Source organism: Nocardioides sp. NPDC127514 (assembly GCF_040302125.1).
Lineage (GTDB): Bacteria > Actinomycetota > Actinomycetes > Propionibacteriales > Nocardioidaceae > Nocardioides.
Map to the genome: position 1 here is coordinate 25,681 of NZ_JBEORF010000023.1, position 25,489 is coordinate 51,169.

Genomic DNA, 25,489 nt, shown 5'->3' on the forward strand with positions numbered 1-25,489 from the left:
GCCTCGGTCCCGGGTACTTGTGACGCAGGACAAGGACCCGGGCCGTGGGGCGGTCAACGCCGGGGACGTGCGCTCTGGAGGCGGTCAACCCTGACTGACTCGACCTCTGAGAGCCCCTGAAAACGGCCAGATTGACGAGGAAAGGAGACGGGCTCGTGAACCGCATTCCTTACGCAATTCCTTACGCGCCGGTCCCCAAGGCACCGAGATGCAAGAAACTCCCGACCGTTTGTGCGGGTCAGGAGCCTTGTTTGGTACGCCATGTAGGACTTGAACCTACAACCCGCTGAGAGCAAACCGCTCAGCGAGAGGTGCCCAAACTCCCGCCCGCATCGCTGTGAACGTCGTCTGGTACCTATCAGTCCTTGTGGTCATTTGTGTGCCCGATTGTGTGCCCGCCGGGGCCTGCGGCCCGCCGCTGCGGCGCCGGGTTCCCGCTCTCTCTGTCGCCTCGTCGCGGCCGCCATGGCCAAGGGATCAGGCCAAGCAGGTTCTTCGGAAGGGCTGACTGACCACCCTCCTTGAGGTACGCCGCGTAAACGAACAGGTACCTCAGCAGCATGCCGACGCCGAGGGCGACGCCGAGCACCACAAGAGCCCGGGACCACGTTGGCAGGCCCGTTAAGGGAATCGCCATCACAGCAACCGGGAGTCCCATGCCGAGAACTGCGAGCAGGCTAAGGACTTGGAGTGCGAGGTTGAATCCTTCCGGCTGCTTCGTCGCGTCGTAGGTCTCCTGAACAAGTTCCCGCTCGTGGCTGAGGGCTCGTACCTCGGCGTCCGCTTCATTTCTCCGTGCGAGCAGTCTCTCTTTGCGCGTCCTGTCGTAGGTGCTAGGGAACCGATACTGGGGTATCTGAACCTGTGCGGCAGCGGAGATCTGCCGCAGGATCCGCTGGCGCGATTGACGCCCGTGTGCAGGAAGAGCTGCTCGCACAGCCTCCTCGTGGGCGGCCTCGGTCTTCTCCGCGCAGATTCGGTCATAGACCCATTCCCAGGCGCCCTTGTGGCCCACCTCGATCTCGTGCTTGCGTCGAAACTTCGACCAGCTGTCGTGTTGCGTTGCCTGCGGGACGAGGCCAAACATGCTTGTGCTAGCTCGCCTGATCTCGTGTTGCAGCGCCGTGAGCCGCTCGCCGAGAACGTCTTGGTTGAGCTTGCTGCCGTCGTGGTCCAGGGCGTCCAAAACGTCCTGGACGGTCGCCTCGGTGCTGTGGCGGAGAATCTCCTCGTAGGCTCGCTCATCTTCAAGAAGGTCGTCGACCAGGTGAACGTCCAAGTCCCGGATAGCCTGAATGCGGTCTTCCTTGCTCGCTGTGAGTCTTCGGTCTATGTCATCCAGCCGGCGCTGGGCTCCCTGCTGCTCGGCGTGGAGAGTGACGTACCTCGACACCAAGAGTCCGCCGACGATGGCAATCAAGGCCGCTGAGGCCTGGGCAAGCGCCGTCATGAGCGCGTTGACATCGACCGCCGCCTGATCGGGAAGCACGCGGAGACACTACGCCCGTTGCTGGGAGGACGAACTCTCGTCCCCAAGAGTTGGCACTTCACGTGTGCGACCGTCGGAGGTTCGGTAGCCCAAGGCGTAGCTCGGGCACCGGTCGATGGTCACAACGAGTTCGTCGGCGGTTGCGTTGAATGCCTCGATCCATGGGCGCTGCTTGGGTTTGAACACCAGGGGGAGGCCGCGTACACACTCGGTAGCGTGTTCGCAGCGTCCCTGTTCCCAGGTGACCACCACGCCGAGGCCGGCGTACTCCCGGATCGCGTTGTTCGCGGTGGACGTGGCGTCGTCGTCGATGGCCATAACGTCTCCGTCTCTCGATTGGTCTGCTGCTAGATCTCGATGAAGTTCCGGGCGGGGAGAACCCCTCCGGGGAACTCGTGGAGCGCGCCGCCGGTGGCGAGCGGGCCGAGGTTGATACCGATGAACCCGGTCTTGGCGATCAGGTCGAGGAGCGTCTGCTTGGCGGAGGTGTCGTCGCCGGAGACGAACAGCAGGCGCCGGCCGCCGGCAACGGTGGGTCCGGTGTCGTATGCGGTGGGTTGGAGGTGGTTGAACGCTTTGACGACTGCGGCGCCGGGTGCGTGGGAGGAGACGACCTCGCTGGAGGTCTTTCCGCCCAAGTCGGCCTTGCGGAAGGTGGGTGCCTCGAGTGGGTTGGTGGTGTCGACCAGGATCTTGCCTGCCCAGTCGGTGCCGTTCGCGAGGGCCGAGGGCACTCTGCTCCAGGGGACGGACAGGAAGACGATGTCGCAGGCGGCCGCCTGTGAGGCGTCGCCGGCGGTTACCGATGGCCCGAGCTGGTCGGCGAGGGGTTTGATGCTGGCGGCGCCGCGGCTGTTACTGACGACGATGTCGGTGGCGCCGCTGCGCGCAAGGAGTCCGGCGACGGCGCCGCCGATGGCGCCGGTCCCGAGAAAGCCGATGCTCATCAGCTGGCCTTGGGGGTGGGTGCGAAGTCCTTCTCCGCGAGCCACTTGAGGACCATGTCGGCGACTTCCTTCCAGCCGTGGTCGATCGTCAAGGAGTGCCCGCGGCCCTCGATCTGGGCTAGCTCGGTGTCGGCTGTGGACTTGCTGTACTGCTTGAAGGTGCCGCGTGTAGAGACGTCGGGCACGGTGTGGTCGGCGGTGCCGGACAGGATGAGCAGTGGTCCTCGGGTCTCATTGTCGGTGTCGACCTTGGCCGGTGAGTTCGGGGAGAAGTTTGCGAACCCGGCTTCGAAGAGCGGCTTGCCTGGCGAGGGGATGTTCCACTTCTCCCACAGGGCGTCGGACTCGGCGGGGTCGAGGGCGTTGCCGAAGCCGTAGCGGAACTGGTCGACGGTGAGCGCTTTGGCCTTGCCCTTGTTGGCGGGATTGCCCAGGACCGGGAAGGCCGACTTGAGCTGGCTGAACGGCAGCGGCTTGACTCCCTTGATCGGTGCTGGGTCGATGGCCACGGCACCTGCGATGCAGTCGCGCCCGAGCAGCTTCTCGGCGATGAGTCCGCCGAAGGAGTGCCCGATGACCACTGGTCGTTCTGGCATGGCTCGCAGTTGGGTGGTGAAGTGGTCGGTCAGGTCATCGATGCCGTATCCAGCTTGCGCGTCGGGGTTCGCGCGGGTCTGCTCGATCGTGTCGGCTTCTCCGGGCCATGCGGGTGCCGTGGCGGCGTACCCGTGCTCGGCGAAGTAGTCGATCCATGGTCCCCAGGCTTCCTTGGAGATCCATAGCCCGTGCAGGAAAACGATGTTGGTCATCACCAGCTCCTTTTGTGACTCAGTGGATTCTCGAATGCTAGGTCGGCATGCGGGGTCGCATTTGTCTCTGCGTGCACCGGGAATCTGCTGCCCATTCCCCAGCGATCGTGGCGCTGGCGGCTCTACGATCGGTCTCTACTGACAGTTGCCAGCCGAGGTGAGCGCTGATGGGTGCGGATGGTCCCCGCGCGGCGCCGTTCGTCCAGTCCGACCGGCGATCTACGAGTGAGATGCCGCGCACGAAGCCGGCGCGTTTCCACCATGTCGGGAGCGTGTTTGTTGCGGTCGACCCTCTCGGTCCGCCCTTCCAGGCGACCCGGACGTGGCGTCACGTCGCGGCCGACCCCCGGGACACGCTGATCGTCACGGTGCTCACCCGTGGCCGGGCGCGGTTCCAGCAGGCGGGTCGCGACCACGTCGCGACTGCTGGCGAGCTGACTCTGCTCGATGCGACCCGTCCCTACGATCTGGAGCTGCCCGATCCGTTCGGGGTCCGGCACTTCCAGTTCAACAAGGCTGACCTCGGACTCGCCGAGAGGGATCTGGCCGGCCTCTTGGGTGAGCCGATCTTGCGGCATCACCCGCTCACCGCCGTGCTGCCCCGTCTCATGGCGCAGCTGTCTGCTCCGCCTCCGGTGCTGGCGCCCGATCCCCGGGCGCGTCTGGCCGAGGATGTGACGACCGTGCTCGGGTCGTTGCTGGGTGAGGCGATCAACACCGTCACTCAGCCTGACGCGGCCCGGCGAGCGTTGATGATTCGGATCCGGGCATTCATGGCGGCCAACCTCGGCTCCAACGAGCTGACGCCGTCGGCCATCGCCGCTCAGCACCGGATCTCTGTTCGGTACCTGCATCAGCTCTTCGCTGCTGAGGAGCTCACCGCCGCCCGAACCATCCAAGATGCCCGTCTGCGCTGGAGCCGACGGCTGTTGGCTGAGGGACGGCTGACGATCACCGATGTGGCTCACACGACCGGCTTCGTCAGCGGCGCGCACTTCAGCCGCGCCTTCCGAGACGCCTACGACATGACCCCGCGCGAGTGGCGCCACTCCGCAACGGCCAATGAGGCCAGTCACGGTCTCCCATCTCGCCACGAGGGCGGCGCCCGTCAACGCTGATCACGGACGTCGGGCTCGACCGAAGTCCTCGATCTCGAAATGGTTCAGGTCGCGGTTGTCGGCGACCATGATCCCGGGCGCCTCAGTGTCACTCATCCGCCGGCCCCGGGGCGAGTCTCCTTGATCGCGCGGTGGATGGTCGTCGCCACGACTGTGGGGTCGCTGATCATCGACAGATGGCCTGCCTTGACGCGGACGATGTCCGAGCCTGCTCGCACTGCCATCTGCCGCTGCAGCGCTTCGGGGATAATGTGGTCTTCGGTGCCGAGCACGTAGTAGCTGTCCACGTCGTCCCAGGCCGGTGCACCTGCGGGCTCGGCCAGGGCATGGAGCCGGATCGGGCGCTGTGTTGCTTCGAGCACGGTTTGCTTGCTTGGACCGATGCCGTTGGCAAACGCGACCGGGAAGACCTCGCGCTTGAGGTACAGGTCGACGTCACCCTCCTCTGCGGATAGCGGCACGAAGTCGAAGAGCGTGCTCGGATCGAGCTGACCCTGCGGGTCGAGGATGTGCAGGATGCTCTCGCCCTCGGCCGGGGCGAAGGCGTCGACGTAGACCAGCGCTCTCACGTCGGGGTCGCCTTCGGCGGCCATCGACATCACCGCGCCCCCGTAGGAGTGACCGACCAGGACCACAGGACCCGGTACGGAGGTCTCCAGGTAGGTCCGAAGATAGTCGGCGTCGCTTGCCAACCCACGCAGCGGATTGGCCGGAGAGACCACCCGGTACCCGCGGTCGACCAGCTGATGGATCACGCCGGACCAGCCACTGCCGTCCGCCCACGCTCCGTGCACCAACACGATCGTCGGCCGGGTCGTGCCCTCCAGGGCGCCCGTCGCTACCGGCGACGGCGCTGCCGTGCTGCCCCCGATGGAGGCAGTGATCAGGCCCGCAGCCACCACCATCGACATCAGGGCCCGGCGTCCTCCAAGACGCCTCTTCAGTCCTCGCATCACTGGCTCCAATCCATCGGGGACAACGCGACCCTAAGATCGCCGGAGGACGACCGACAGTGCGACGCGAACCCCCGTGCGCGCACAGTCAAAACGGACCGTCAAACTTCGTGCCGACCCGGCGCGCTGGCATCCACACTCGGTGGCTGTAGCCGCTTCAGGCGGACGGCCACGTCCTGAGAGCCTGGTCCGCCAGATCGTGCAGCTCCGCGCGGGAGACACCGCTGGTGGCCTGGACCGAGATGCCCTGACCAATGGCGGTCAGCATCCTCGCGAGCGCACGGGGATCTGTGTTCTCGCCCAGATCGCCCTCTTCGCGAGCGCGCAGCAAACGCGTCTCCAAAGCTGCAACGCCGGCCTCGCGGTGACCGGCCAGCAGACGGCGAACACCATCGTCCTCGGGGCTGCATGCAAGAGCTGACTGCACCAAGAGACATCCCCGCGGCGACCCCGGGGAGGTGTAAGCGTCCGCGCAGCCGTGCAGGAACCTGGCGGCAACCCCGTACGCCGTTGCCTCGTCCAACGTATCGGCCACGAAGGACCCCGGCCCCTCGAGGTAGCGCTGCGTCGCGAGACCGAACAGGGACTCCTTGTTGCCGTAGGCCGCGTACAGGCTGCGGCGGTTGATCCCCATCGCCTCGGTCAGATCGCTCATCGACACCCCCTCATACCCATCGCGCCAGAACAGACGCATGGCGACGTCGAGTGCCTCATCGGCATCGAAGGACCGGGGGCGACCAGCAGGCATCGGACAACTCCTAGAGCGAGAGCGGAATACGGGACCGCAGGGTGGGGTTCGAGTCAATAGTAACCGAACCGATCGGTTACTAATTAAAGGAGTGAGACATGTCCCACCAGCCCCTCGCAGGCAAAGCCGCACTGGTCACCGGCGGCTCGCGCGGTATCGGAGCCTCGATCGTCGAGCGCCTGGCCGCGGACGGCGCAGCAGTGACCTTCACGTACGTGGCCGATAGGGACGGCGCCAAGGACGTCGTCGAGCGCGCCAGCGCTGCCGGCGGAGTGGTCCGCGCGGTTGAAACCGACAGTGTTGATGCCGTCGCGGTACGGGAGACGATCGCCGAGTCGATCGCGGTCCACGGCCGCCTGGACATCCTGGTCAACAACGCGGGTGTCGCCCACGTGGCACCGATCGAGGAGTTCCCGGTCGAGGAGTTCGACCGCTTGGTCGCCGTCAACGTACGCGGCGTCTTCAACACCATCCAGGCCGCGGTGCCGCACCTGCCTCGCGGCGGACGGATCGTGACCATCGGCTCGATCAACGCCGACCGTGTTCCGGTCCCCGGAATCGCGGTCTACTCGCTGACCAAGGCCGCGGTAGCCGGCCTGACCCGAGGCCTCGCTCGCGAACTGGGCCCCCGAGGTATCACCGTCAACACCGTGCAGCCCGGTCCGACCGCGACCGAGATGAACCCCGATGAAGGCGAGTTCGCCGAGGCGATGAAGGCCTTGATGGCGCTGGGCCACTACGCACAGCCCAGCGACATCGCCAGCGCCGTCGCATACCTCGTCCGCCCCGAGGCCCGATTCGTCACCGGCACCAGCTGGGACGTCGACGGCGGCTTCGCGGTCTGAACACAACCCACCCATCAGCACAGAACCCAACACACCATCAGGAGATCAACATGACTGGCATCGGCATCATTGGCGCCGGCGGAATCGGCTCAGCGATCGCTCGACGACTCGCCACCACCGGATCAGAGGTCCTGCTCGCGAACAGCCGCGGAGCTCACACGGTCCGCGTCCCAGACGATCGCGTGACCGCAGTCGACGCAACCGAGGCCGCCAAAGCCGACATTGTCGTCCTCGCGGTTCCGTGGAACCGGCTCGAGGCCGCGGTCGCGAACAGCGGTATCGACGACTGGTCCGACAAGATCGTTATCGACCCGACCAATCCGCTCAGTGCGCCGGACTTCCGACCGGCCGATCTCGGCGGCGCGGTATCGAGCACCCAACTCGTCGAGAGGCTCGTCCCCGGCGCAAGAGTCGTCAAGGCCCTCGGGACACTGACGCCCGCCGATCTCGCCGCCGACCCGACCACAGCGGGCCGCCGCGTCGTCTTCGTCTCTGGCGACGACGACATTGCCAACCGCACGGTCGCAGCGCTTGCCGCGAAGGCAGGTTGGGCACCGATCAACCTCGGCCCGCTCGCCATCGGCGGCCCGCTGCTGCACTTCCCAGGTGGTCCGCTGCCGACGCTCCGCCTGCGGCTTGAACGATAGAGCGTCGCTTCGACACATGCGGGCGCCTTCTCCTAGAAGGCGCCCGCATGCCGTGGTGTGTCAGCTCGGTATCTGACCTTCGCCCCGTCAGACTGGATCGCATGGGGAGCAGCAAGCGTCAGGGGAGCCGCAAGCGTCACCAGCCGCGGAGAGAGAGTAGGCGCACGAAGGAGACCCTCAGCGAGGCGCCGATCAAGGTTGCAATTGCGACAACGCCGCAGAGTGGCGCAGAAGGTCGGCGCGCCCTGGACCAAGACACTGAGTTGACGAAGGCGGCGCTTCTCTACGCGGACGAGGTCGAGTTGGTGAGCCTGGGCGTGTCGATGTTCGACGAGTTGAGGCAGGTCACTGATGCAGGAGAACAGGCCGGATTTGGATTGCTCGCATCCATGGACGACGACACGATCAATTACCTAGCGACCCGCAGCGGTTCCGCGAACACACTGCCTCCGGACTGGCGTGAGACGCTTGAAGTTGCTCTGTCCATATCGCCCGAAGCAGTCGAGGCCTTGGGTATCGAGGGTGCCGATCAATTACGGGAACTGCGCGAGGCAGCCGCTGCGCATGGACGCGAGATGCAAGAGGCCATGACCGGCCTGCTTGAAGAGCAGGGCGCAGCTGAACTGGTGACGGCCATCAAGAGCGGGGCGATCAAAGTCGCGGAACTCGGGGCTGTGCCTTCTTCGACGCTGAGACCGGTCGAGCTCGGTCCGAATGGCGGTGGCATCGATGCCCAGCTGTGGACCTGGATCGATGCACTGGTCATGCGCCTGACTGACAAGAAGACGCGTCTGTTGTTCGACAAGCAAGCGGGAAACCTCATCCAGCTGATGCTGGAAGATGGGATGATCCCATCCAATCCGCAAGGCCTGCGCCTCGCTGCCCAGGCAGCAATCGGGGCAGGCTTCACAGAACGACTTCCGTCCTTTCCTATGGCGAAGATGGATGAACTGCTCGATCTGCGGAAGGAGTTGGCGCTACCGCTGGCCCGTTACCGCGGCGCAGTTGTTCGCTTCTCCAAGGAGATGCCGCAGGTGGTTGGGGAAAACCTCGACTTCGAGGTTCAGCAGCTGTGGATCGAGACGGTGAGGCCCGCTCTTCTGGGTCTTGAGGACGAGATGGCAGACCACGGTCTGGTGCGGGAACTTGCGCGCACATTGAGTGTGGAGCGGATACGCGATTTCGGAAGCTGGACCGCAGGCACCTACGTCACCGTTGCGAGTGCCACTGCCCTCGACGCCCTGACGACAGGGCTGATTGCGACCGCTAGCGGAGGTGCGGCAACGGTCGCGTTGGAGGCGATTCGTGCACGTCGGGAGGGCCAGGCGTCCGCGAAGGCGAGCGATTTCTATTACCTCTACGAGGCAAACCGTCGTCTTGCCTGAGTCGCGTCTGCGATCTGACCTGGCGCGAATGCGCCGGTTGAACATGCCCGCCTCGACAGCTCAGTTGGCCTCGCCCGGGTCTGTGGCCGGCGTCTGGGGCCCTCGTGCTTCGCCCATCGCCCCCCGTTGCCATTGCCTGAACGAGGGCGTACATCAGGTCCTTGCGTTGAGCGTCTGACAACCCTGAAGCCGCGATCGTGCGCTCTGCGAATACACGGTTTCCACCCGCGCTGGCAGCCGCCGCTGGTAACTTCACCCTGTGGATCTGAGGGAAGCAGTTCGCGCACGGTGGTAGTCACGTACGGGCCCCGCGACTCACGGTGCCTTTATTCCCAGAATGCACCCCAGACGATCCATTGGGCGCCGGTCGGAGGCGACTCAAAGGCCGTGATGCGCGATTTGATCTCTGCCGTCAAGGAGACAGTCCCGCTGGCCGCACAGCCCGAGGCAAAGGCCGACGTCGCGGCGCTCCTAGAGCGCGTCGAGCAGTGCCGGGCCGTTGACCCTGACGACGTGAAACCCATCGCGCAACACCACTGCATCTGGGAGATGAGGCTGGACATCCGGACGCATGGCCTGTGCCTCCGGATCTACGAGACTGAGATCGCAGAACTGCCAGCGCACATTGTGGCCCTGCATGCGCACCGCAAAGTCATCAGCGGGTCGCCCGAAGACATCCGGGCCGCGCAGGACAAGGAGATCCTCGTTGCTAGCACGCGCTGGGACGATGGTCGACCCCAATTTTGGGGACTGTGACTTGCGCCATACTCTGGTGCGATCGGCATCGATGTCCATAGAATCAAATCTATGGCACACCTTGACGAACTCCTGCCGGAAGAGTTCGCTTCCCCCGAGGAGCGCCTCGCGTTGGATCTCGCTCGCGAGGATCAGGTACTCCTTGCGAAGCTGATCGAAGCTAGAAGAGCCTCAGGCTTGTCCCAGGAGCAAGTCGCCGAGCGGCTCGGACTCTCGCAGGCAACCATTAGCGCGTTCGAGCGCCTTGGCAACGACCCACACCTATCGACCGTGCGACGGTACGCCCGCGCTGTGGGCGTCATGATCCGCCATCACGTCGGCGAACATGCAGTCGACAACGGAGAGTCCCATTTCCTGAGCCACGTGAGCGACCGCGAGATCGAGATCCATGAAACAGCGGCCGCGACGGCGCGGAAGGTCTCCCTGTATGCCGACTGGGCGTGGCCGGAGGCCGGTTTCGCGATCGAGTCAGTTGCCGACTCGGCAGCCATGCAGGCATGAGCGAACAAGCCACCCCGCAGAAGGATCGTCCATCGGCGACGTGGACGGAGAAGGACCTGATGCCGGAGGGTGCTCCTGCGATCGCCGTCACCGGGATCGATCTGTCTCGCGCCACCATCGTCTCGCGCTCTGGCGACGAGGAGCGCGTCCATTGGCACATTGCATCGCTGCCAGTTCCTGGCGCTGTTCCTCCGCGGCTCTGCATGATGGGTGACCTCATCCACCACGCTGATGGATGGTTCGTGGGCGCAACTTCGGTGTGCTATCTGACGTTTCGAGATCCTGACGACGCCCCAGAGTCGGACGATGAACTAAACGAGGCAACCAAGGTTCTCGGCGCATGGGCCTCGAACATCTTGTACGACACCGCCGCAGCGGCCGCACGGCGCTTGGTCGCAAGTACCGTCGGCTGTCACTTGGATATAGCCATCCAGACTCCAATACCGCACTTCGGTGTCGTGGACCGGGCACCTGAAGGTAAGCCTTCGGAAGACCTGGGCGGCGAGTCATAGCCCCAATTCCGGGGCCGAACAAGTACCTGATGCGTAGGACCCGAAGACGGAGGGACTTGGAGTACCGGCTCTAGGGCAACCAGTTGGGCCAGTGGGGCAGCCGGGGTCAATATGGGCGGTCGTTCTCGGCCACTCTGCGGCGCTGCTCGGCACTCTCTGCGCGTTCGCGACGGATGATTTCGGGGTCGACCGCCTTTGCCTTCTGTGCGCGACGCCAGGCAGCGTTGACCCCGTCGCGGTACCCGCGCTGGTCTGGTGAACCAGGCTTCAGACCAGCCTCGTAGCGGGAGACGATGTCCCAGCTCATCGTGCCGAAGTGGCGTACGCCGAGATCGTAGGAACTGCGGTAGGCCCGAGTCGCTTCCGAGTGCGGCGCGTACGGCGTCGGCGGGTACTCGCGCTCTCGGCGCCGTGGCTGCTGTGGGTATGGCAAAGGGGTCGCCTCCAGACCGGTGGATCGACCCCTTAGGTGCCCCAGCGTATGACCGCGATCCGCGGTCGCCAAGTGCCTAGCCGGCCTCGATGGCGCGGTTAGCGCTTGTCGGGAACGTACAGAGAACGGCTGTCGCGTCATCGTGGCGCTTTCCGCGAAACTTCCCGGTGCTCACCTCGTCGGCAGAACGAACGTGCCCGATCAGGACCCGAGGCCCTTGCTCGAGGAGGCGCATCGTCTCGGCCCATTCGCCGCCGTGACGCTCTACTAGCGTGGCTGCACCATCACTGAGGAGAGCTGCGGCGCGGATCTCTTCGGCCGGGCCGCTGCCGTTGAGGCTTAGCGTGCCCGTGACGGCCATGCCTCCGGCCTCCGGTCGCGTGCTGGCGACCCAGAATCCGTCAGGGGAGTTCCTCAGCTTGCTGATTCCGGCGACGGAGTAGTCCGGGAGGTGGTCAATCCTGTCGTCGGTAATCGCGGTAATCGTGCCGTCGTGTCGCTGGACCACGATTGGCGAGTCCGCCAAGACCAGGTAGTCGATCTCCTGCCGCCGCCTGCGAAGGATTGCAACGGTGCTCGACGGGCTGTTCGGGTTGGACAGGTCGCAGGTGCCGGCGTGGGCACCGTTCACGCCCTCGATTGCGTGCGCGAGGATGTCGCCGAGGCTGTCGTTCGACCTCGTGAGCAGGGCGAGCAGTTGTCCGGCGAGAGTGCGGACCAGCCACGGCACGTCGTGGATGCATCCTGTGTCGAGGCCTCTCACAGGTGACGCACCGTCAAGCACCACTGCGAAGTTCTGGCCGACCAGGACGAAGTCTTCGTTGACCGGATGGTCTGGAGATGCCTCGGAGTACGACCGTGCGTCGAGTCCGAACGCATCTGGGCTGGTATCGGTGTTGGTCACTCTGGAGCCTCGAATTCGTAAGCGAAGGTGTGACGGTCTCCCGCCAGGACGGACCGGAAGACCTCGACGGGTCCGGCCTCGGTGAAGGCAATGCGGTGCAGTTCCACGACTGTTGTGCCCCTCGACAGGCGGAGCGCGCTTACCTCCTCCGGCGTCGGCTGCCGCGAGGCGAGTTCCTCACGGAACTTCGTCAGCTTGTGGCCGCGCTCCTCTAGCCGCGCGTATCCCCCTCCCGGGCCGGTGTCTTCCTGCATGATTGCGGTGCCCTCTACCACCTCCAGGCGGTAGTAACTGTCCCCGAGCTGGGTGGGTACCCCCTCCAGTGACGTCCGACGCCGCCGCGCGAAAACTTCGGTGCCGACGGGGATGTCGAACCACTCGGCGACCCAGGCTGGCGCAGGCACGGTTTCGAGCGCGAGGATCTCCTGACTCCAGGTCAGGCCAGCCGTTTCCGCCTCAGCCTGGAACGGAGCCTTGCCGCCGTCCCGGACTGCGCGGGAGTAGCGATCTGACCCGAGACGGATCATCGGCGGAAGCCGCCGCACGAACGCGCCAGCACCCTTGCGGGTCTCTACGAGGCCCTCTCCTTTCAGGGCGTCGATTGCGTTCCTCGCGGTCTGGTAGGCGACGCCGTACGTCTCCATGAGCTGCGACGTAGACGGCACACGGTCTCCCGGAGCGAGGTCGCCGGAACGGATCACTGCGCGCAGTTGGTCCGCGATCTGCTGCGCGGGTGACTTCGGGTCTGACTGATCAATGGCCACTCTGAAACTTTCTCACACATATCTAGTCAGGTTGGCAACGAGCGTGCTACGGTCCACCTATCCACCTAACTAGATAGGTGGCGCGAGGAGGTCAACATGAACCGCAGTACCGGGTCACGGGTCACGCGATCTGCCGTCGAGGAGCCGACGCAAGCCGACCTGGCTGCCATTGAGGCCGAGTGGCCGCAGATCGCCGCCGAGGTCGATCTGGTCGATGCCGAGTGCCGCCTGCTCACCGACCCTGGCGACGTGCTTGCCAAGCGGGCGCACCGCCGGGCGTTGAGCGCGCTCCTGCTCTTGCTGGTTCAGCAGGCCAACCACGACGCGGCAATCAAGGCCGCGCCTGTCTACATGCTCTTCAACCCGAGCCCGGCCGACCCGGCCGAGGCTGCCTGATTCTCGGAAGGAAACCAGTCATGGTTGCTGCACCTTTGCTCGTCATCTTTCTGATCGCCGTCTTTGTTGCGATCAAGTGGGTGGGAACGTCTCCCGCCGCGATCGTCCTCGGGGCGCTCACCGGTCTTGCGCTGGGCGCAACCACCGCGATCGGCGGCCCGATCCTGTCCGGAATCGAGTCCGCCTCGAACTCGGCGATCGTGACCTTCACCAACGCCATTGGTGGTATCCGATGAGCGCCGCCCAGTCCTGGGACCTGACCTGGGTCGCGACCCTGCTCGAGGGCCTCCCCAACGTCGAGCTCCACGGGTTCTCCGTCGACGTCGAGCCGAACCTGGCCGTCGCCAAGGTCATCGGCAGCTCGGGCCGGCGCCCGGTGGTGCGGCTAGCGATCCGCCCGGCCGGCTACGAGGCCGCCGCCAAGCTCGCCGAGTTCCTGCACCTGACCGAGCACATGACCGCCGACACCGAGGACGGCCTCGGGCTGCTGGTCCGCCACACCTGGGCGGGCTGGGAGGTCTCCGCCTCCTCCGAGGTCGATGTGTGGGTCGAGATCACCACGACCCAGCGGGTCTGGTCCGAGGCGGTGGCCTGAGCCATGGCTGTCGAGTACACCGGCCTGTTCGGCCACGGCACCGTCAAGGACACCGCGCGACACGTCGCCCGGACCCAGGGCGCGAAGGTCGCGAAGAAGCTGCCCGGCTCCAAGGCCCCGCACTCGGGCAAGAAGGCCAGGGTCGGCAAGGCGTCGGATCCGTACCGGAAGAAGAAGCCGGTCAAGCGCACCAACCCTGTGGGGAGGTGGGGGTGATGGCCAAGCGCCCCAAGGTCACCGTCATCCGGTCGGGGCACAACACCCCCGACATCGTCATCGACCCGTCCGCGAGGACTCCGTACGTCCAGGTCGGCGTCCACGCCATCACCCCGGCCGCCGCCCGGGTCCTGGCCAAGAACCTGACCAAGGCCGCCCGCCTTGCCGAGAAGGGAGCCTGATCATGAGCACCACACCGAATCACGAGACCCAGGACATCGGGGTCTACGACCTCGACGCAGCCCGCCGCGCCCGCGTCTCGGCTCCTGAGGCCGCTGAGAGCACCGCCGCGGCCGATGCCGCTGGTGTCGCAGCTCAGGCCGTCTCTGAGCGTTCTCCGGACGCTCACGAGACCGACCCGGCCGCAGTTGATACCGTCGACACCGAGGACGACACGGACGCCGCGCCGCAGATCGTTGACGGGCAGGTGCTCGCCGTTCGTGAGGAGCGCTCCAAGTCGGCCGCGCCGCGTCGGGAGATCCTGCCGGCGTGGGCGAAGGATCGGGAGTCGGCGAAGTCGGCCGCGGCGTGGGCGGTGAAGCACTACGGCCACACCACGACCTATCACGGGGTGCGCCTGCCGACGTACTACGCCAAGCTGGCCGCCCGCTCGCCGCTCGGCCTGGGTCGTGTCCTGGCCGCGTTCTGGGGCTGGATCTTCGACACCGCGGACCGCGACAACCGGCTGGCCGTACGCGGCAACACCACCGACGCCGCCTCGTATCTGCGGCTTCGGGAGGACCACCGCCGCCAGATCAAGGCGCGTCTGTTCCTGGCGTTCCTCGCGCTGCTGACACTGGCCGGCATCGCCGCGTTCGTGGTCTACGGGATCAACTCGATCATGGTCCAGCTCGGCCTCGGCCTGGCCGCTCTGGCGGGTCTCGGCGTGCTCGGCCGCAACCCGGACAAGCCGATCACCGGCCGCGCGGTGGACACTGCGAAGGAGCCCCGCCTGACCTCGGATCTGATCCTCAACGCCCTCGGTGCGCTCGGCCTGGCTCGACTGAACCAGGCGATCGCCAAGGAGGGCTCTAAGGCGATCGCGTTCGTCTCCCCGATCATGCGCGACGGCGCCGGGTTCCGCGCCGAGCTTGACCTCCCGCCCGGCGTGACCGCCTCGGAGGTCATCGAGCAGCGTGACCGCCTCGCGAGTGGTCTGCGGCGGTCGCTGGGGAAGGTGTGGCCCGAGACCGACCCGGAGGTCCACGTCGGCCGCCTGGTGCTCTACGTCGCCGACAAGTCCCTGGCCCAGTCCAAGCCCGCACCCTGGCCGCTGGCCAAGACCGGGAAGGTCAACGTCTTCGAGCCGATCCCGATCGGCGTCGACCAGCGCGGCCGCCCCGTCACTGTCACGCTGATGTTCGCCGCCGGCCTGATCGGCGCACTCCCGCGAATGGGTAAGACCTTCACCCTCCGGCTGCTCTGCCTCGCCGCCGCACTCGATCCGCGGGTCGAGCTGCACACCTACAACCTCAAGGGCGGCTCCGACCTCGGACCCCTCGACGCCGTGGCTCACGCCAACCGGGCTGGTGACGACCCCGAGGACATGGACTACCTGATCCGCGACTTGCGCGCCGGTGCGATCGAGATGCGCCGCCGCTACAAGGTCATCAAGACCTTGCCGCGTGAGGTGTGCCCCGAGTCGAAGGTCACCGACGCTCTCGCCTCGGACAAGTCGTTCAAGCTGCACCCGGTCTTCTGGGCTTTCGATGAGACCCAGGTGATGTTCGAGCACCCCACCTACGGTGCCGAGATCGCCGAGATCGTCACCGACCTGGTCAAGCGCGGCCCCGCGGTCGGGATCATGGTTTGGTGCGCCACCCAGCGTCCTGATGCCAAGTCCATCCCCACCGGCATCTCCGCCAACGCAGTCCTGCGGCTGTGTCTGAAGGTGATGGGGCAGGTCGAGAACGACATGGTGCTCGGTACGTCGATGTACAAGTCCGGCATCCGCGCCACCACCTTCGGTCGTAAAGACCTCGGTATCGCCTACCTCGTGGGTGAGGGTGATGACCCGCTCATCGTCCGCTCGAGCTACGTCGACTCGCCCACCGCCGAGGTCATCTGTGCCCGTGCCCGGGCCGCACGTATCGCTGCTGGTCGGCTGACCGGGATGGCTGCCGGCGACGTGCTGCCCGACGACGAGACCGGCTCCATCCTCGACCACCTCCTCGCGGTGTGGCCCGAGCACGACCCGGAGTGGTCGACCGGGAAGGTCTGGTGCGACGAGCTGGCCAACCGGCTCGCCGAGCACAACGGCTCGCTCTACGCCGGTTGGACCGGTGCCCAGGTCACCGCCGCGGTCAAGCCCCACGGGATCCGCACCGTCCAGGTCAAGAAGATGGTCGACGGCGAGCAGGTCAACAAGCGCGGCCTGGTCCGGCGCGACCTGACCGACACCCTCGGCCACACCGACTCGGACGACCCGGGCGACGGCCCGACCGGAGGTGTCCTGGCACCCGTCTGAAGCCGGTCTGAACCCCGGTTTCGGTAGCCGTAGCGGCTGCTACCCGTAGCACCCCTGCTACTACCGAAACTGCTACCTGACCTGCGGCGTAGCACCGTAGAACCCCTGCTCGCACGCCTGTTCGAACCTGGATCTGGGCCGATCCGCCCCCTCCCGCACCCTGCTACCGCTACCCACCTCACCGAGGCAGCGGAGAAAGCCTCCGGAACGCGATCGCTGGCCCAAGTCCCTACCTCACCCATGCCTGAAACAGGAGCACTCACCGTCATGAACGCGCACACCACCTACACCGAGGGCCGCCCCCACGGCCACAGCAATACCGCCTCTGACCGCCCCTCTAGCCGTCCGTCTGGCCTCGCCGCTGTCGGCTACGGCATGACCGCCGTTGGATTCGTCCAGGTCGCCGTGACCATCGCCCCGCAGGTCGCCGCGATGATCCCCGCCGCCGGTGGCGCCGCGCCCGCTGTGGGTGTGGCCGTCGCCCTGGCCGCCGACGTCGTGTGGGCCGCCCTGGGACACACCACGATCCACACCTACAAGTCCGGTCAGCGGGCCGCCGCCTACGGCTTCGGAGCCGCCACCGCCGTCGCTGTGGCCGTCTCCACGGTCCTGCTGGCCGCTGTCGGTCACATGGGCCCGTGGAGCGCGATTCCGGCACTCGCCGCGCTGCTCCTGGTCGCTGACGGGATCCGTGACCAGGTGACCGTCTCTCCGGAGACGGCCGCGGTCATCCGGGCCCGAACCGCAGAGATCCGCGACCAGCGGGCCCTCGCGGTGATCGAGGCCCGCCACGAGGCCCACATGGAGACCATCACCGGCTACCGCGAGTCCGCCCGCCTCGCCGCCCGCACCCACGCGCTCGCGGAGATCAAGGTGACTGTCGAGCGCGCCGAGAACAAGGCCGCCAAGCGCCTCACCACCTCCGCTGAGAAGCACGCCGCCGGCGCGGTGGCCTACCGCGAGCTCCTCGGCCGCCAGTCCGCCTCCGACCCTGACAACCGGGCTGACATCGAGGGTGACATCGACCCTGACACCGAGCCCGACGCGATCACTGCCCCGATCGACGCTGTCGCCCCTGGTGTCACCCCGGATGTCAGTGCCGTACCGGCCCTGACCGTCATCCCTGACCCCCACGACGTCGAGGACGACGCCGACGCCGGGCGATGCGCCATCTGCGACACCGACCTGGGTGAGGAAGACGGCAACCACGTGCACCCCGCCTGTGCCGCCGTCGAGCTGCGCCGTGTCATGAGCGTTCCCGAGGTCGCCGAGCTACTCGGTGTCACCGAGCGGACCGTCTACCGCTGGACCAAGGAGGCGAACCGCGATGAGGTCGCCTGACCTGCACCCCGGCGCCCTCCCGGGCGCACTGTGCCCGCAGACCGACCCCGAGGTCTTCTTCCCTGAACCCGGCGGCAGCCCCGCGGCCGCCAAGAACGTCTGCGCCGCCTGTGACGTCCGACCCGACTGCCTCGCCCTGGCGCTGTCCCTCGGCCCCGTCATGGGTGTGTGGGGCGGCCTGACCGAGCGCGAACGGACGAACCTCAAGCGCCCTGCCCGGACCCCGGCGCCTGCCCGCCGTGTCTGCCCGGGCTGCGAGGAGGAGTTCACGCGTCCGACACCGCACGCCATTTACTGCGGCGACCTGTGCCGGCAGAAGGCCCGCCGTGCCACCAAGGCCGCCTCCGCGGCCCGTCGCACCCGCACGAGCCCGAGGAGGGCCGCCTGATGTACGCCGCACCCCAGACCCGCCCGATGCTCACCGGCGCCCTGGCCGCCGCTGCCCGTGGCTGGCACGTGTTCCCGCTCCTGCCGAACACCAAGCGCCCCGCACGCCCCGACCACCGCGCCGCCGGCTGCACCGGCACCGACCCCCGCTGCCGGAACGGGCACACCGGCTGGGACGCCCGCGCCACCGTCGACACCGACCGGATCCGGCGTGCCTGGGCCGACGACGCCCCGACCTACGGACTCGGGATCGCATGCGGTCCCTCCGGCCTGGTCGTGGTCGACCTGGACACCGCCAAACCCGACACCCAGATCCCCGAGCCGTGGAACCGGTTCGGGATCACCACCGGGGTCGAGGTCCTCGACCACATCGCCGGAGCCCGCGGCGGCACGATCACACCGACCTTCACGGTGCGTACACCCTCTGGTGGCACCCACCTCTACTACACCGCTCCTGAGGGTGTCCGGTTCGGGAACACCGCCGGGACGATCGGGTGGCTGATCGACACCCGCGCCCACGGAGGCTACGTCGTCGCCCCGCCGACGATCCTCTCGACCAGCGCCGGCACGAGCTGCTACGCCGTTGTCGAGGACCGGCCACCGGCCCCGCTGCCGCTGTTCCTGCTCGACCTCCTCGGCCGCCAGCACCGCCCCACCCCGGCCGGGCCGCCCCGCCCACGACCGATCCCGGCCGCCACCGACCGGCTGCCCGCCTACGTCAAAACCGCGGTCACCCAGGAAGCCGCCAACGTCGCCAGCGCCCCGGCCAAACAGCACAACGCACGCCTGTTCGTCTCGGCGAAATCGCTCGGTCAGCTCATCGCCGGTGGCGTGCTCGACGAGCACACCGCTTACGACGCCCTCGCCAGCGCCGCTCAGGCGCTGATGGGTGCCGGCTGTGAGTGCAATCCCCGCGAGATCGACAACACGATCCGCTCCGGCTTCCACGCCGGAGCCGCCAACCCCCGCACCCCCAATCCCGCCCGCGACAACCCCCGGAGCAACTCGAGGAAGGCAGCCTGATGACCCTGACCGCTGTTGACTACTTCTGTGGCATGGGCGGCTCCTCCTCGGGGCTGGTCGAGGCCGGGTTCGAGGTCCAGGTCGCCGCCAATCACTGGGTGCGCGCGATCGAGACCCACTCCGCGAATCACCCCGGCACCGAGCACTTGTGCGCTGACATCCAGCAGGTCGACGTCCGCTATCTGCCCAAGGCTGACCTGCTGTGGGCGTCCCCGATCTGCACCGAGCTCTCGCAGGCCGGCGGCCGCAGGAAGCCCCGTGACCCCGGCCAGCCCGGCCTGTGGGAGGAGCACGGCCACGTGCCCGCGGAGGCGTTCGAGCGGACGCGGGTGACGTTCTGGGAGGTGCTGCGCTACGCCGAGGTTCACGACCCCGCCGTGGTCTTGGTCGAGAACGTGGTCGAGGCCGCCGACTGGCACCTGATCGGAACCTGGCTGCACGGTTGGACCAGCCTCGGGTACGACGTCCAGCTCGTGTGCGTCTCGGCGGCCCACGTCGGGGGCGTGGACAACGACCCGGCCGCGCAGTGGCGTGACCGGATCTACTTCGGGATCACCCGCAAGGACGTGCCGCTGCTCGACTTGGAACCCCGCCCGGCGGCGTGGTGTGAGAAGTGCGGCCACGACGTCGAGGCCCGGCAGTGGTGGAAACCTCGCGCCAAGCGGATCAACGGGATGCCGGTGGGCAAGTACGGGCCGCAATACATCTACGTGTGCCCCGAAGGCGACCACGGCCAGGTCGAGCCCTACGTCGCCCCTGCCGCCTCGGTGATCGACTGGACCGACCTCGGCGTCCGCATCGGCGACCGCGCCGAGCACGGGCTGCGCGACCTCGGCCCCAAGACCATGGCCCGCATCCGCCTCGGCCTCCAGACGATCGCCGATCCCGTCCTCATCGGTGCCGGCGGCAACACCTGGGACGCCGCCAGTGGTGCGCAGAACTCCTACCTGCGGGCCTGGCCGCTGCTGGAGTCCCCGACCCCGGCGCAGGTCACCGCGATCCAGAACGGGATCGCGATGAGCGAGGAGATGCGCAAGTTCGTCTTCAACCTCAACCACGGCGGTCCCGTCGACGGCTCCGGCGGTCGCTGGTTCGACCCGGAGACCCGGCCGATGCCGACCAACACCATCAAGCGGGGCGAGGGCCTGGTGATGACCGAGCCGTTCGTCTCGATGCTGCGCAACCACGGCCGCAACCACCCCGTCACCAGCGGCCCCGTCCCGACGTTCAGCGCCGGTGGATTTCACCACGGCCTGACGATCCCGCCTGGTGCGTTCGTCTCGGCCCACCACGGCGGGTACGCCACCGCAGATCCGTCGATGAACAAGTCGGTCACCGAGCCGCTACGGACCCAGACCGCCCAGCTCAACAAGAGCTTGGTGATCCCCTACAGGAAGGGAGCCAAGCCCTATCCGGCCACGGCGAACGCGCTCTCCGCCCTGGCCACCCGTGAGCAGCATGCGCTGCTCCAGGCCGCGATCGAGGTTGAGGACTGCTACTTCCGGATGCTCAAACCCCGCGAGGCCGCCAACGCTCAGCGCTTCCCCCGCCGCTACGTCATCACCGGCAACCAGGGCGAGCAGCAGATGCAGGCCGGCAACGCCGTCGCGGTCAACGTCGCCGCCTGGCTCGGCCGCCGCGCCGGTGACGCCCTCGGCTGGGGCACCACCCGCCGACCCGGCCAGATCGCCGCCTGACCACGACCACCACCACGACGCGAGATCGACAGATCGAAAGGTCACCCGATGACTGAGCACACACCCGAGCACCACGAGCGCCGCCCAGCCCTACGGTCGCTCTCCGAGGACGGCCGCCCCCGCGTCAAGGTCGGCTCCGACCCGGCCGCGATCAAGGCCCTGTCTGAGGCACTGGACCAACGGCTACTCTCCGACACGTACGTCCGCGACGGATCACCCGTTGTGCTCGAAGAGGTCTCCGGAGCCGCCGAGCTGGTCGCCGGTGACGAGGATGCCCCGCCGCCGTTGCGCTCGACCGAACTTCGGCCGGCGCTGCTGGCGCGGCTGCTGGCTGAGCAGGCCGAGGTCTACCGCACCCGTCAACGCTCCAACGGGGGAGCGACCTACGACGAGGAGATCACCCCGCCCCGCCACGTCCTCGAGTCGGTGCTGTCCCGCTCGTCTTGGCCTGGTCTGCCGGTGCTCCACAAGGTCATCACCACGCCGGTCCTGCGCCCCGATGGGACCCTGCTCCAGACCTCAGGCTATGACGAGGCGACCGGCTACTACCTCGCCGGCCGGATCACCACCGACCCGATCCCCGAGAACCCGACACCCGCCCAGGTCGCCGAGGCCCGGGAATTCCTGCTCGGGACGTTCCTGCGGGACTTCCCGTGGCGTACGCCCGCCGACAAGGCCAACTACCTGGCGCTGCTGGCCACGCCGATCCTGCACCCCTTCACCCGGGCAATAAATCCATTCGGGGTCGTGGACGCCACCATGCCCGGCTCCGGCAAGACCATCCTCACCAGCTGTGTCGGGCTGCTGGTCGGGCAGCGGGTGCTGACCTGGACCGACTCCGAGGAAGAGCTGCGCAAGTCCATCACCACGGTGCTGGCCGATCAGGCCGGCGTGATCGTGTTCGACAACCTCATCGAGGGCTGCGTCATTGACTCCGCCGTCCTGGCCCGGCTGGTCACCGAACGGACCTGGACCGACCGCCGCCTTGGCACCAACGCCGCCTCCTCGTTCGCCAACGACCGGCTCTGGCTAGCCACCGGCAACAACCTGCGAACCGGCGGTGACATGGCCTCGCGAGCGGTGTGGGTGCGGCTCGACCCGGACTGTCCCCACCCGGAGGAGCGTACCGGGTTCGGGATCCCGAACCTCGACACCTGGATCCTTGACCCCACCAACCAAGCCGTCGTGCTGCGCCACCTGCTGGTGCTCATCTTGGACTGGACCCGCGCCGGGGCGCCGATGTCGAAGACCGTGCCGCAGATGCGGCAGTTCTCCCGCTGGGCGCGCTACCTCGGGGGGCTCCTCGAACATCACCAAGTGCCCGCGTTCCTGGCCAACCACGCCGAGTCCCGCGACCTGGACGACGACTACGCCGAATGGCGCGCCTTCCTGCTGCGCTGGCACCACCTCACCGGCAACCGCCGCCTCACCGCCGCCGAGCTGCGCTCCAGCGCTGAACCCGACCCCGGCATGCCCGACCGCTGGGAAGGCACCTTCCCCACCACTACCAACGGTCGCCTGCTCTCACCGAAGAGTCTCGGCCGCATCCTCACCGGACAGATCGGCCGCTGGCGCGGCACCGTCGTGCTGCGCGCCGAGACCGACAGCCATACCAAGGCCCGCGCCTACTACGTCGAACGCCGCCCCGAGAAGACCCAGCCCGCCGCCTCGAAACCGGCTGGACCAGAGGGGTGACGGCTCCAGTCAACGTCGGGCTGTTCCCGAACCTCGAATCAAACCCGCAAATACCGCAAACACCGCAGAACAGCGGCCTGACCAGGGAAAACAGCATGCGGCATTTAGATCCGGGCGAGGACCCGCAAATTCCGCAAACCCCGCAGATCTGCGGAGTTTGCGGGGTTTAGAACAATCCGCAGATTCTAAACACCGCACCTGTTTCCGCAGGTCAGACCTCATTTGCGGTATTTGCGGGGTTTGCGGCATCACTTCCCGCCCCATTGGTCCAGCAATTCACCCCAACACCGTCCAACCACCAACCGCAGGAGAACTGATCCCGATGTCTCGGATCGCGAAGAACGTTGAATCCGGCCCCAATCTCCCAACTCGCTCGACCCGGAAGGAGCTCAACCCGATGAGTGACAAGAAGGCTGTTGAGAAGCTCGACAGGCTTTGGACGATCACCGACGTCAGCGAGTACCTCGGCGTACCTGTCGCCACGCTCTACGCCTGGCGCTCGGCAGGACGAGGCCCTGCGAGCCGGCGAGTCGGAAAGTACGTGCGCTACGTGCCGGCCGAGGTCCGGGCGTGGGTGGAGGCCCTGCCGATCGGAGTGGCGTCTTGAGTAGATACGAACGACTCGAGCCGGGGGAGCGGGCCGAGGTCTCGGCCACTCAGCAGGCAGACGGGCGCTGGCTGGCGATCCAGTACTACCGGGACCACTCAGGCGCTCCCCGGCGAGGAAAGGCGACCCGCAAGACCGAAACGGCCGCGAAGAAGGCCGCGCGGGCCAACGTCGATAAGGCGCTCGCCGTCGGTGGCGGGGTGTACAAGCCGAGCACTCGTTTCGAGATCGCGGTGACTGATTACCTCGAAGAAGTCAGAGCCCTGGTCGAGCGTGGTTCGCGGTCGCCCACGACATACGACGCTTACGTGACCCACGCTGACAGGCACGTCATTCCTGCCATCGGCGATCTGCGCCTCTCCGAGCTGACGACCGGACGGCTTGACGCGTTCCTGACCAAGGTGCACCGGACCAAGGGCTACTCGACAGCGAAGACCTGCCGAACGGTGCTCTCGGGCACCTGCGGGCTGCTCATGCGTCGAGACGTCCTCCGGGTGAACCCGGTTCGCGACGTTGGCCGGATCGAGCAGGGCCGAAAGAAGGCCGCGCGCGCTCTGAGTGAGGAGGAGGTCCACACCTTCCTAGACATGCTCGACGACAGCGACTACGCCAAGCGGAAGGATCTGCCCGACCTCCTCCGGCTGCTGTTCGCGACCGGCGTCCGAATCGGTGAGGCGCTCGCGCTCCGCTGGTGCGACGTCAACCTTGCAACCGGTGTAATCGTCTTCGACGGCACGATCGTTTACGTCAAGGGTGCTGGCCTCGTCCGCAAGACAACCAAGTCGGTGACCTCCGACCGCATCCTCCAAGTGCCCGAGTGGTGTCGGGCGATGCTGGCCGAACGGTACGTCGGGCAGGACCCTTTGGCACCCGTGTTCCCGAACTCCGTTGGTGGCTGGCGCGACCGGAGCAACGTTGGACGCGATATCCGAAAGGTGCGGGGGAAGGTCTTCGGCTGGCTGACCTCGCACACGGCACGCAAGACGGTGGCAACCGTGCTGGACGAGCGCGGCATGACGGCCCGCCAGATCGCCGACCAACTCGGCCACGCGCGGCCATCGATGACCCAAGACGTCTACATGGGACGGAAGGTCACAAGCGTCGCTGTGGACCACCTGGACAGGTTGATCCCGAAGCGGCGAAAGGCGGGTGGGGAGGACGACAACACTGACCAGAAAGTGAGCTAATCGGAGAGGACGTGGTTCGGAGTCACGGACGGTGACGGCAGGAGCCTCTGACCATGGCAGAAGCCAAGGTCAGAGGCTCCTGCCGTTTCTGAATGCTGGGCGTCTCCTTCATGTCAATTACTCAGACCGGATTGGGTATCCGCCAACGAGCTCCATCCGTATCGCGGGGCTCTTTGGGACGACGAATACTGGATCGTCGACATGCCAGCCATCGGCGATCAGGACTACGGCGGAGTCATTTTCGCCGACCAGGAATAGGTTTCTGTATATGAACATGTAGGCCGAGTTTTCAGTTCGGGGGAGCCGTGACCTGTTGATCGTCGCGCCGGTTAGGGCCAAGTCCGACGCAGCGTATAGCCGAACCTCCGTCAGTTCTGAGGTTTCAGCCTCGATGGCGCCGATGTAGAAGCGTCCGGTGTAGGTAGCGAACGACTCAAGCAGCGAGAAGACCACTGCCAGCAGCCCGACTGCGCCGACCATGCCCCAGTGGCGCCACTTGAGGAAGGACAAAACGGGTGGGGGTAGACGCCTGGGGTGCGTGAGTAGGGCGGCCCAACATAGGTACGCCAAGCCGAACCAGAACGCCAGCCAACAGGCGGCGCCATAGGCCTGCATCAGGTCGCCCTCTGGCGAGTCCGCGCCGGCAGAAGTTGTGGCAACGACGGCTTGGAGAAGGACGAGCAGAGCGGCAGCGGCGATCAACGCGAGGGCAGCGATCCGGTGGCCCGCGATTGCAAGGAAGAGCGTCAGCTTATGCCCGGCCCACGCGCCCAAGAGTGCGGCGCCGAGAATGAACAGAAACACGGTCGCAGATCGAACACCGCTGACGGCGAGGTCGCGATCAGTGATTCCCAGGGCGCTGGGACTCAGACCGAACGCTGCGGCTTGGATGCGGGCACGCTGCCATCCGATGTACAGCGCCACTCCGCCGAACACGCCGACCGACCCCACGACCCAGCCCCAAACGGCTGGCAGCGACCGCGTCTGGGTCGCGCTAGGGCTATGTGATGACACCGATCCAAACTAGTCGCCGGGCTCCTGCGTGGCTGCCCCGAATGTTGAGTTCA

Annotated in this window: 30 protein-coding genes; 20 read left to right on the plus strand and 10 right to left on the minus strand. The window is 66.7% G+C overall.

The window, feature by feature from the left end:
- Nucleotides 1–358: 358 nt before the first annotated feature.
- Genes ABTX24_RS18675 through ABTX24_RS18690 form a run of 4 tightly spaced genes read right to left on the minus strand, consistent with a single transcriptional unit; the run spans nucleotide 359 to nucleotide 3,245 of the window.
- Entirely contained in the window at nucleotides 359–1,489 is a 1,131-nt protein-coding gene (locus tag ABTX24_RS18675) for a hypothetical protein (RefSeq protein WP_350841615.1), read from the minus strand.
- Between the two features lie 9 nt (nucleotides 1,490–1,498).
- The gene (locus ABTX24_RS18680; protein ID WP_350841617.1) at nucleotides 1,499–1,807 is read right to left on the minus strand and encodes a (4Fe-4S)-binding protein; all 309 of its coding nucleotides are present in this window, start codon (nucleotides 1,805–1,807) and stop codon (nucleotides 1,499–1,501) included.
- 29 nt (nucleotides 1,808–1,836) lie between these two features.
- Nucleotides 1,837–2,436, minus strand: coding sequence for an NADPH-dependent F420 reductase (locus tag ABTX24_RS18685; protein ID WP_350841619.1), 600 nt, complete (start codon nucleotides 2,434–2,436; stop codon nucleotides 1,837–1,839).
- Nucleotides 2,436–3,245: an alpha/beta hydrolase gene (locus ABTX24_RS18690; RefSeq protein WP_350841621.1), complete on the minus strand. Its 810-nt coding sequence runs from the start codon at nucleotides 3,243–3,245 to the stop codon at nucleotides 2,436–2,438. The genes ABTX24_RS18685 and ABTX24_RS18690 overlap by 1 nt, the downstream gene beginning before the upstream one ends.
- 230 nt (nucleotides 3,246–3,475) lie before the next feature.
- On the opposite strand from ABTX24_RS18690, the gene ABTX24_RS18695 reads away from it, so the two are divergent.
- Nucleotides 3,476–4,363, plus strand: a complete 888-nt coding sequence (locus ABTX24_RS18695; protein ID WP_350841623.1) for a helix-turn-helix domain-containing protein — start codon at nucleotides 3,476–3,478, stop codon at nucleotides 4,361–4,363.
- 92 nt (nucleotides 4,364–4,455) lie between these two features.
- Here ABTX24_RS18695 and ABTX24_RS18700 read toward each other — a convergent pair whose 3' ends face one another.
- Both ABTX24_RS18700 and ABTX24_RS18705 read right to left on the minus strand, forming a co-directional pair.
- Nucleotides 4,456–5,316 (minus strand): alpha/beta fold hydrolase, encoded by an 861-nt coding sequence (locus ABTX24_RS18700; RefSeq protein WP_350841625.1) that lies wholly within the window; start codon nucleotides 5,314–5,316, stop codon nucleotides 4,456–4,458.
- A gap of 157 nt (nucleotides 5,317–5,473) precedes the next feature.
- On the minus strand, nucleotides 5,474–6,064 hold the full coding sequence (locus tag ABTX24_RS18705; protein WP_350841626.1) for a TetR/AcrR family transcriptional regulator: 591 nt from the start codon (nucleotides 6,062–6,064) through the stop codon (nucleotides 5,474–5,476).
- A 98-nt stretch (nucleotides 6,065–6,162) separates the two neighbouring features.
- Here ABTX24_RS18705 and ABTX24_RS18710 point away from each other — a divergent pair, with 98 nt between their 5' ends.
- From ABTX24_RS18710 to ABTX24_RS18735, 6 genes are all read left to right on the plus strand, one after another.
- Nucleotides 6,163–6,909, plus strand: a complete 747-nt coding sequence (locus ABTX24_RS18710) for a 3-oxoacyl-ACP reductase family protein (RefSeq protein WP_350841628.1) — start codon at nucleotides 6,163–6,165, stop codon at nucleotides 6,907–6,909.
- Nucleotides 6,906–7,556, plus strand: a complete 651-nt coding sequence (locus tag ABTX24_RS18715) for an NADPH-dependent F420 reductase (protein WP_350841771.1) — start codon at nucleotides 6,906–6,908, stop codon at nucleotides 7,554–7,556. Before ABTX24_RS18710 ends, ABTX24_RS18715 begins: the two co-directional genes overlap by 4 nt.
- Nucleotides 7,557–7,657: 101 nt before the next feature.
- A complete protein-coding gene (locus ABTX24_RS18720; protein ID WP_350841630.1) occupies nucleotides 7,658–8,941 on the plus strand; it encodes a hypothetical protein in 1,284 nt (427 codons plus the stop codon).
- Between the two features lie 390 nt (nucleotides 8,942–9,331).
- Nucleotides 9,332–9,697: a hypothetical protein gene (locus tag ABTX24_RS18725; protein ID WP_350841632.1), complete on the plus strand. Its 366-nt coding sequence runs from the start codon at nucleotides 9,332–9,334 to the stop codon at nucleotides 9,695–9,697.
- 51 nt (nucleotides 9,698–9,748) lie between these two features.
- Nucleotides 9,749–10,198 carry a helix-turn-helix domain-containing protein gene (locus ABTX24_RS18730; RefSeq protein ID WP_350841634.1) on the plus strand — a complete coding sequence of 150 codons (450 nt, stop codon included), beginning with the start codon at nucleotides 9,749–9,751 and terminating at the stop codon, nucleotides 10,196–10,198.
- Nucleotides 10,195–10,710 (plus strand): hypothetical protein, encoded by a 516-nt coding sequence (locus tag ABTX24_RS18735; RefSeq protein WP_350841635.1) that lies wholly within the window; start codon nucleotides 10,195–10,197, stop codon nucleotides 10,708–10,710. The genes ABTX24_RS18730 and ABTX24_RS18735 overlap by 4 nt, the downstream gene beginning before the upstream one ends.
- Before the next feature lie 106 nt (nucleotides 10,711–10,816).
- Here the strand turns inward: ABTX24_RS18735 and ABTX24_RS18740 are convergent, their stop codons facing one another.
- The 3 genes from ABTX24_RS18740 to ABTX24_RS18750 form a co-directional block, all read right to left on the minus strand.
- Entirely contained in the window at nucleotides 10,817–11,017 is a 201-nt protein-coding gene (locus ABTX24_RS18740; RefSeq protein ID WP_350841637.1) for a hypothetical protein, read from the minus strand.
- A gap of 202 nt (nucleotides 11,018–11,219) precedes the next feature.
- The gene (locus ABTX24_RS18745) at nucleotides 11,220–12,047 is read right to left on the minus strand and encodes a protein phosphatase 2C domain-containing protein (RefSeq protein WP_350841639.1); all 828 of its coding nucleotides are present in this window, start codon (nucleotides 12,045–12,047) and stop codon (nucleotides 11,220–11,222) included.
- Nucleotides 12,044–12,811, minus strand: coding sequence for a GntR family transcriptional regulator (locus ABTX24_RS18750; protein WP_350841641.1), 768 nt, complete (start codon nucleotides 12,809–12,811; stop codon nucleotides 12,044–12,046). Before ABTX24_RS18750 ends, ABTX24_RS18745 begins: the two co-directional genes overlap by 4 nt.
- Nucleotides 12,812–12,907: 96 nt before the next feature.
- Between ABTX24_RS18750 and ABTX24_RS18755 the strand changes: the two genes are divergently transcribed.
- From ABTX24_RS18755 to ABTX24_RS18815, 13 genes are all read left to right on the plus strand, one after another.
- On the plus strand, nucleotides 12,908–13,207 hold the full coding sequence (locus ABTX24_RS18755; RefSeq protein WP_350841643.1) for a DUF6284 family protein: 300 nt from the start codon (nucleotides 12,908–12,910) through the stop codon (nucleotides 13,205–13,207).
- 20 nt (nucleotides 13,208–13,227) lie between these two features.
- Nucleotides 13,228–13,443, plus strand: a complete 216-nt coding sequence (locus tag ABTX24_RS18760) for a hypothetical protein (protein WP_350841645.1) — start codon at nucleotides 13,228–13,230, stop codon at nucleotides 13,441–13,443.
- Nucleotides 13,440–13,802 (plus strand): hypothetical protein, encoded by a 363-nt coding sequence (locus ABTX24_RS18765; RefSeq protein ID WP_350841647.1) that lies wholly within the window; start codon nucleotides 13,440–13,442, stop codon nucleotides 13,800–13,802. Before ABTX24_RS18760 ends, ABTX24_RS18765 begins: the two co-directional genes overlap by 4 nt.
- 3 nt (nucleotides 13,803–13,805) lie before the next feature.
- A complete protein-coding gene (locus tag ABTX24_RS18770) occupies nucleotides 13,806–14,018 on the plus strand; it encodes a hypothetical protein (protein WP_350841648.1) in 213 nt (70 codons plus the stop codon).
- Nucleotides 14,018–14,200, plus strand: a complete 183-nt coding sequence (locus ABTX24_RS18775) for a hypothetical protein (RefSeq protein ID WP_350841650.1) — start codon at nucleotides 14,018–14,020, stop codon at nucleotides 14,198–14,200. Before ABTX24_RS18770 ends, ABTX24_RS18775 begins: the two co-directional genes overlap by 1 nt.
- Nucleotides 14,201–14,202: 2 nt before the next feature.
- Nucleotides 14,203–16,485 (plus strand): cell division protein FtsK, encoded by a 2,283-nt coding sequence (locus ABTX24_RS18780; protein WP_350841652.1) that lies wholly within the window; start codon nucleotides 14,203–14,205, stop codon nucleotides 16,483–16,485.
- A 267-nt stretch (nucleotides 16,486–16,752) separates the two neighbouring features.
- Entirely contained in the window at nucleotides 16,753–17,826 is a 1,074-nt protein-coding gene (locus tag ABTX24_RS18785; RefSeq protein ID WP_350841654.1) for a helix-turn-helix domain-containing protein, read from the plus strand.
- Nucleotides 17,813–18,214, plus strand: a complete 402-nt coding sequence (locus tag ABTX24_RS29665; protein ID WP_502891096.1) for a WhiB family transcriptional regulator — start codon at nucleotides 17,813–17,815, stop codon at nucleotides 18,212–18,214. The genes ABTX24_RS18785 and ABTX24_RS29665 overlap by 14 nt, the downstream gene beginning before the upstream one ends.
- Nucleotides 18,214–19,236, plus strand: coding sequence for a bifunctional DNA primase/polymerase (locus tag ABTX24_RS18795; protein WP_350841656.1), 1,023 nt, complete (start codon nucleotides 18,214–18,216; stop codon nucleotides 19,234–19,236). The genes ABTX24_RS29665 and ABTX24_RS18795 overlap by 1 nt, the downstream gene beginning before the upstream one ends.
- Nucleotides 19,236–20,933: a DNA cytosine methyltransferase gene (locus tag ABTX24_RS18800; protein WP_350841658.1), complete on the plus strand. Its 1,698-nt coding sequence runs from the start codon at nucleotides 19,236–19,238 to the stop codon at nucleotides 20,931–20,933. Before ABTX24_RS18795 ends, ABTX24_RS18800 begins: the two co-directional genes overlap by 1 nt.
- A 48-nt stretch (nucleotides 20,934–20,981) precedes the next feature.
- On the plus strand, nucleotides 20,982–22,628 hold the full coding sequence (locus ABTX24_RS18805) for a hypothetical protein (RefSeq protein WP_350841660.1): 1,647 nt from the start codon (nucleotides 20,982–20,984) through the stop codon (nucleotides 22,626–22,628).
- A 397-nt stretch (nucleotides 22,629–23,025) separates the two neighbouring features.
- Nucleotides 23,026–23,235, plus strand: coding sequence for a helix-turn-helix transcriptional regulator (locus tag ABTX24_RS18810; protein WP_350841662.1), 210 nt, complete (start codon nucleotides 23,026–23,028; stop codon nucleotides 23,233–23,235).
- A complete protein-coding gene (locus ABTX24_RS18815; protein ID WP_350841664.1) occupies nucleotides 23,232–24,422 on the plus strand; it encodes a site-specific integrase in 1,191 nt (396 codons plus the stop codon). Before ABTX24_RS18810 ends, ABTX24_RS18815 begins: the two co-directional genes overlap by 4 nt.
- Nucleotides 24,423–24,539: 117 nt before the next feature.
- Here the strand turns inward: ABTX24_RS18815 and ABTX24_RS18820 are convergent, their stop codons facing one another.
- A complete protein-coding gene (locus ABTX24_RS18820) occupies nucleotides 24,540–25,436 on the minus strand; it encodes a hypothetical protein (protein WP_350841666.1) in 897 nt (298 codons plus the stop codon).
- Between the last annotated feature and the right edge of the window lie 53 nt (nucleotides 25,437–25,489).

Coding starts and splice junctions, on each gene's coding strand:
- ABTX24_RS18805 (WP_350841660.1), top strand. CDS start 20,982: ATGACTGAGCACACACCCGAGCACCACGAGCGCCGCCCAGCCCTACGG.
- ABTX24_RS18740 (WP_350841637.1), bottom strand. CDS start 11,017: ATGAGCTGGGACATCGTCTCCCGCTACGAGGCTGGTCTGAAGCCTGGT.
- ABTX24_RS18795 (WP_350841656.1), top strand. CDS start 18,214: ATGTACGCCGCACCCCAGACCCGCCCGATGCTCACCGGCGCCCTGGCC.
- ABTX24_RS18725 (WP_350841632.1), top strand. CDS start 9,332: ATGCGCGATTTGATCTCTGCCGTCAAGGAGACAGTCCCGCTGGCCGCA.
- ABTX24_RS18770 (WP_350841648.1), top strand. CDS start 13,806: ATGGCTGTCGAGTACACCGGCCTGTTCGGCCACGGCACCGTCAAGGAC.
- ABTX24_RS18690 (WP_350841621.1), bottom strand. CDS start 3,245: ATGACCAACATCGTTTTCCTGCACGGGCTATGGATCTCCAAGGAAGCC.
- ABTX24_RS18680 (WP_350841617.1), bottom strand. CDS start 1,807: ATGGCCATCGACGACGACGCCACGTCCACCGCGAACAACGCGATCCGG.
- ABTX24_RS18800 (WP_350841658.1), top strand. CDS start 19,236: ATGACCCTGACCGCTGTTGACTACTTCTGTGGCATGGGCGGCTCCTCC.
- ABTX24_RS18810 (WP_350841662.1), top strand. CDS start 23,026: ATGAGTGACAAGAAGGCTGTTGAGAAGCTCGACAGGCTTTGGACGATC.
- ABTX24_RS18685 (WP_350841619.1), bottom strand. CDS start 2,436: ATGAGCATCGGCTTTCTCGGGACCGGCGCCATCGGCGGCGCCGTCGCC.
- ABTX24_RS18785 (WP_350841654.1), top strand. CDS start 16,753: ATGAACGCGCACACCACCTACACCGAGGGCCGCCCCCACGGCCACAGC.
- ABTX24_RS18710 (WP_350841628.1), top strand. CDS start 6,163: ATGTCCCACCAGCCCCTCGCAGGCAAAGCCGCACTGGTCACCGGCGGC.
- ABTX24_RS18730 (WP_350841634.1), top strand. CDS start 9,749: ATGGCACACCTTGACGAACTCCTGCCGGAAGAGTTCGCTTCCCCCGAG.
- ABTX24_RS18755 (WP_350841643.1), top strand. CDS start 12,908: ATGAACCGCAGTACCGGGTCACGGGTCACGCGATCTGCCGTCGAGGAG.
- ABTX24_RS18775 (WP_350841650.1), top strand. CDS start 14,018: ATGGCCAAGCGCCCCAAGGTCACCGTCATCCGGTCGGGGCACAACACC.
- ABTX24_RS18765 (WP_350841647.1), top strand. CDS start 13,440: ATGAGCGCCGCCCAGTCCTGGGACCTGACCTGGGTCGCGACCCTGCTC.
- ABTX24_RS18780 (WP_350841652.1), top strand. CDS start 14,203: ATGAGCACCACACCGAATCACGAGACCCAGGACATCGGGGTCTACGAC.
- ABTX24_RS18700 (WP_350841625.1), bottom strand. CDS start 5,316: ATGCGAGGACTGAAGAGGCGTCTTGGAGGACGCCGGGCCCTGATGTCG.
- ABTX24_RS18760 (WP_350841645.1), top strand. CDS start 13,228: ATGGTTGCTGCACCTTTGCTCGTCATCTTTCTGATCGCCGTCTTTGTT.
- ABTX24_RS29665 (WP_502891096.1), top strand. CDS start 17,813: ATGAGGTCGCCTGACCTGCACCCCGGCGCCCTCCCGGGCGCACTGTGC.
- ABTX24_RS18735 (WP_350841635.1), top strand. CDS start 10,195: ATGAGCGAACAAGCCACCCCGCAGAAGGATCGTCCATCGGCGACGTGG.
- ABTX24_RS18720 (WP_350841630.1), top strand. CDS start 7,658: ATGGGGAGCAGCAAGCGTCAGGGGAGCCGCAAGCGTCACCAGCCGCGG.
- ABTX24_RS18705 (WP_350841626.1), bottom strand. CDS start 6,064: ATGCCTGCTGGTCGCCCCCGGTCCTTCGATGCCGATGAGGCACTCGAC.
- ABTX24_RS18695 (WP_350841623.1), top strand. CDS start 3,476: ATGCCGCGCACGAAGCCGGCGCGTTTCCACCATGTCGGGAGCGTGTTT.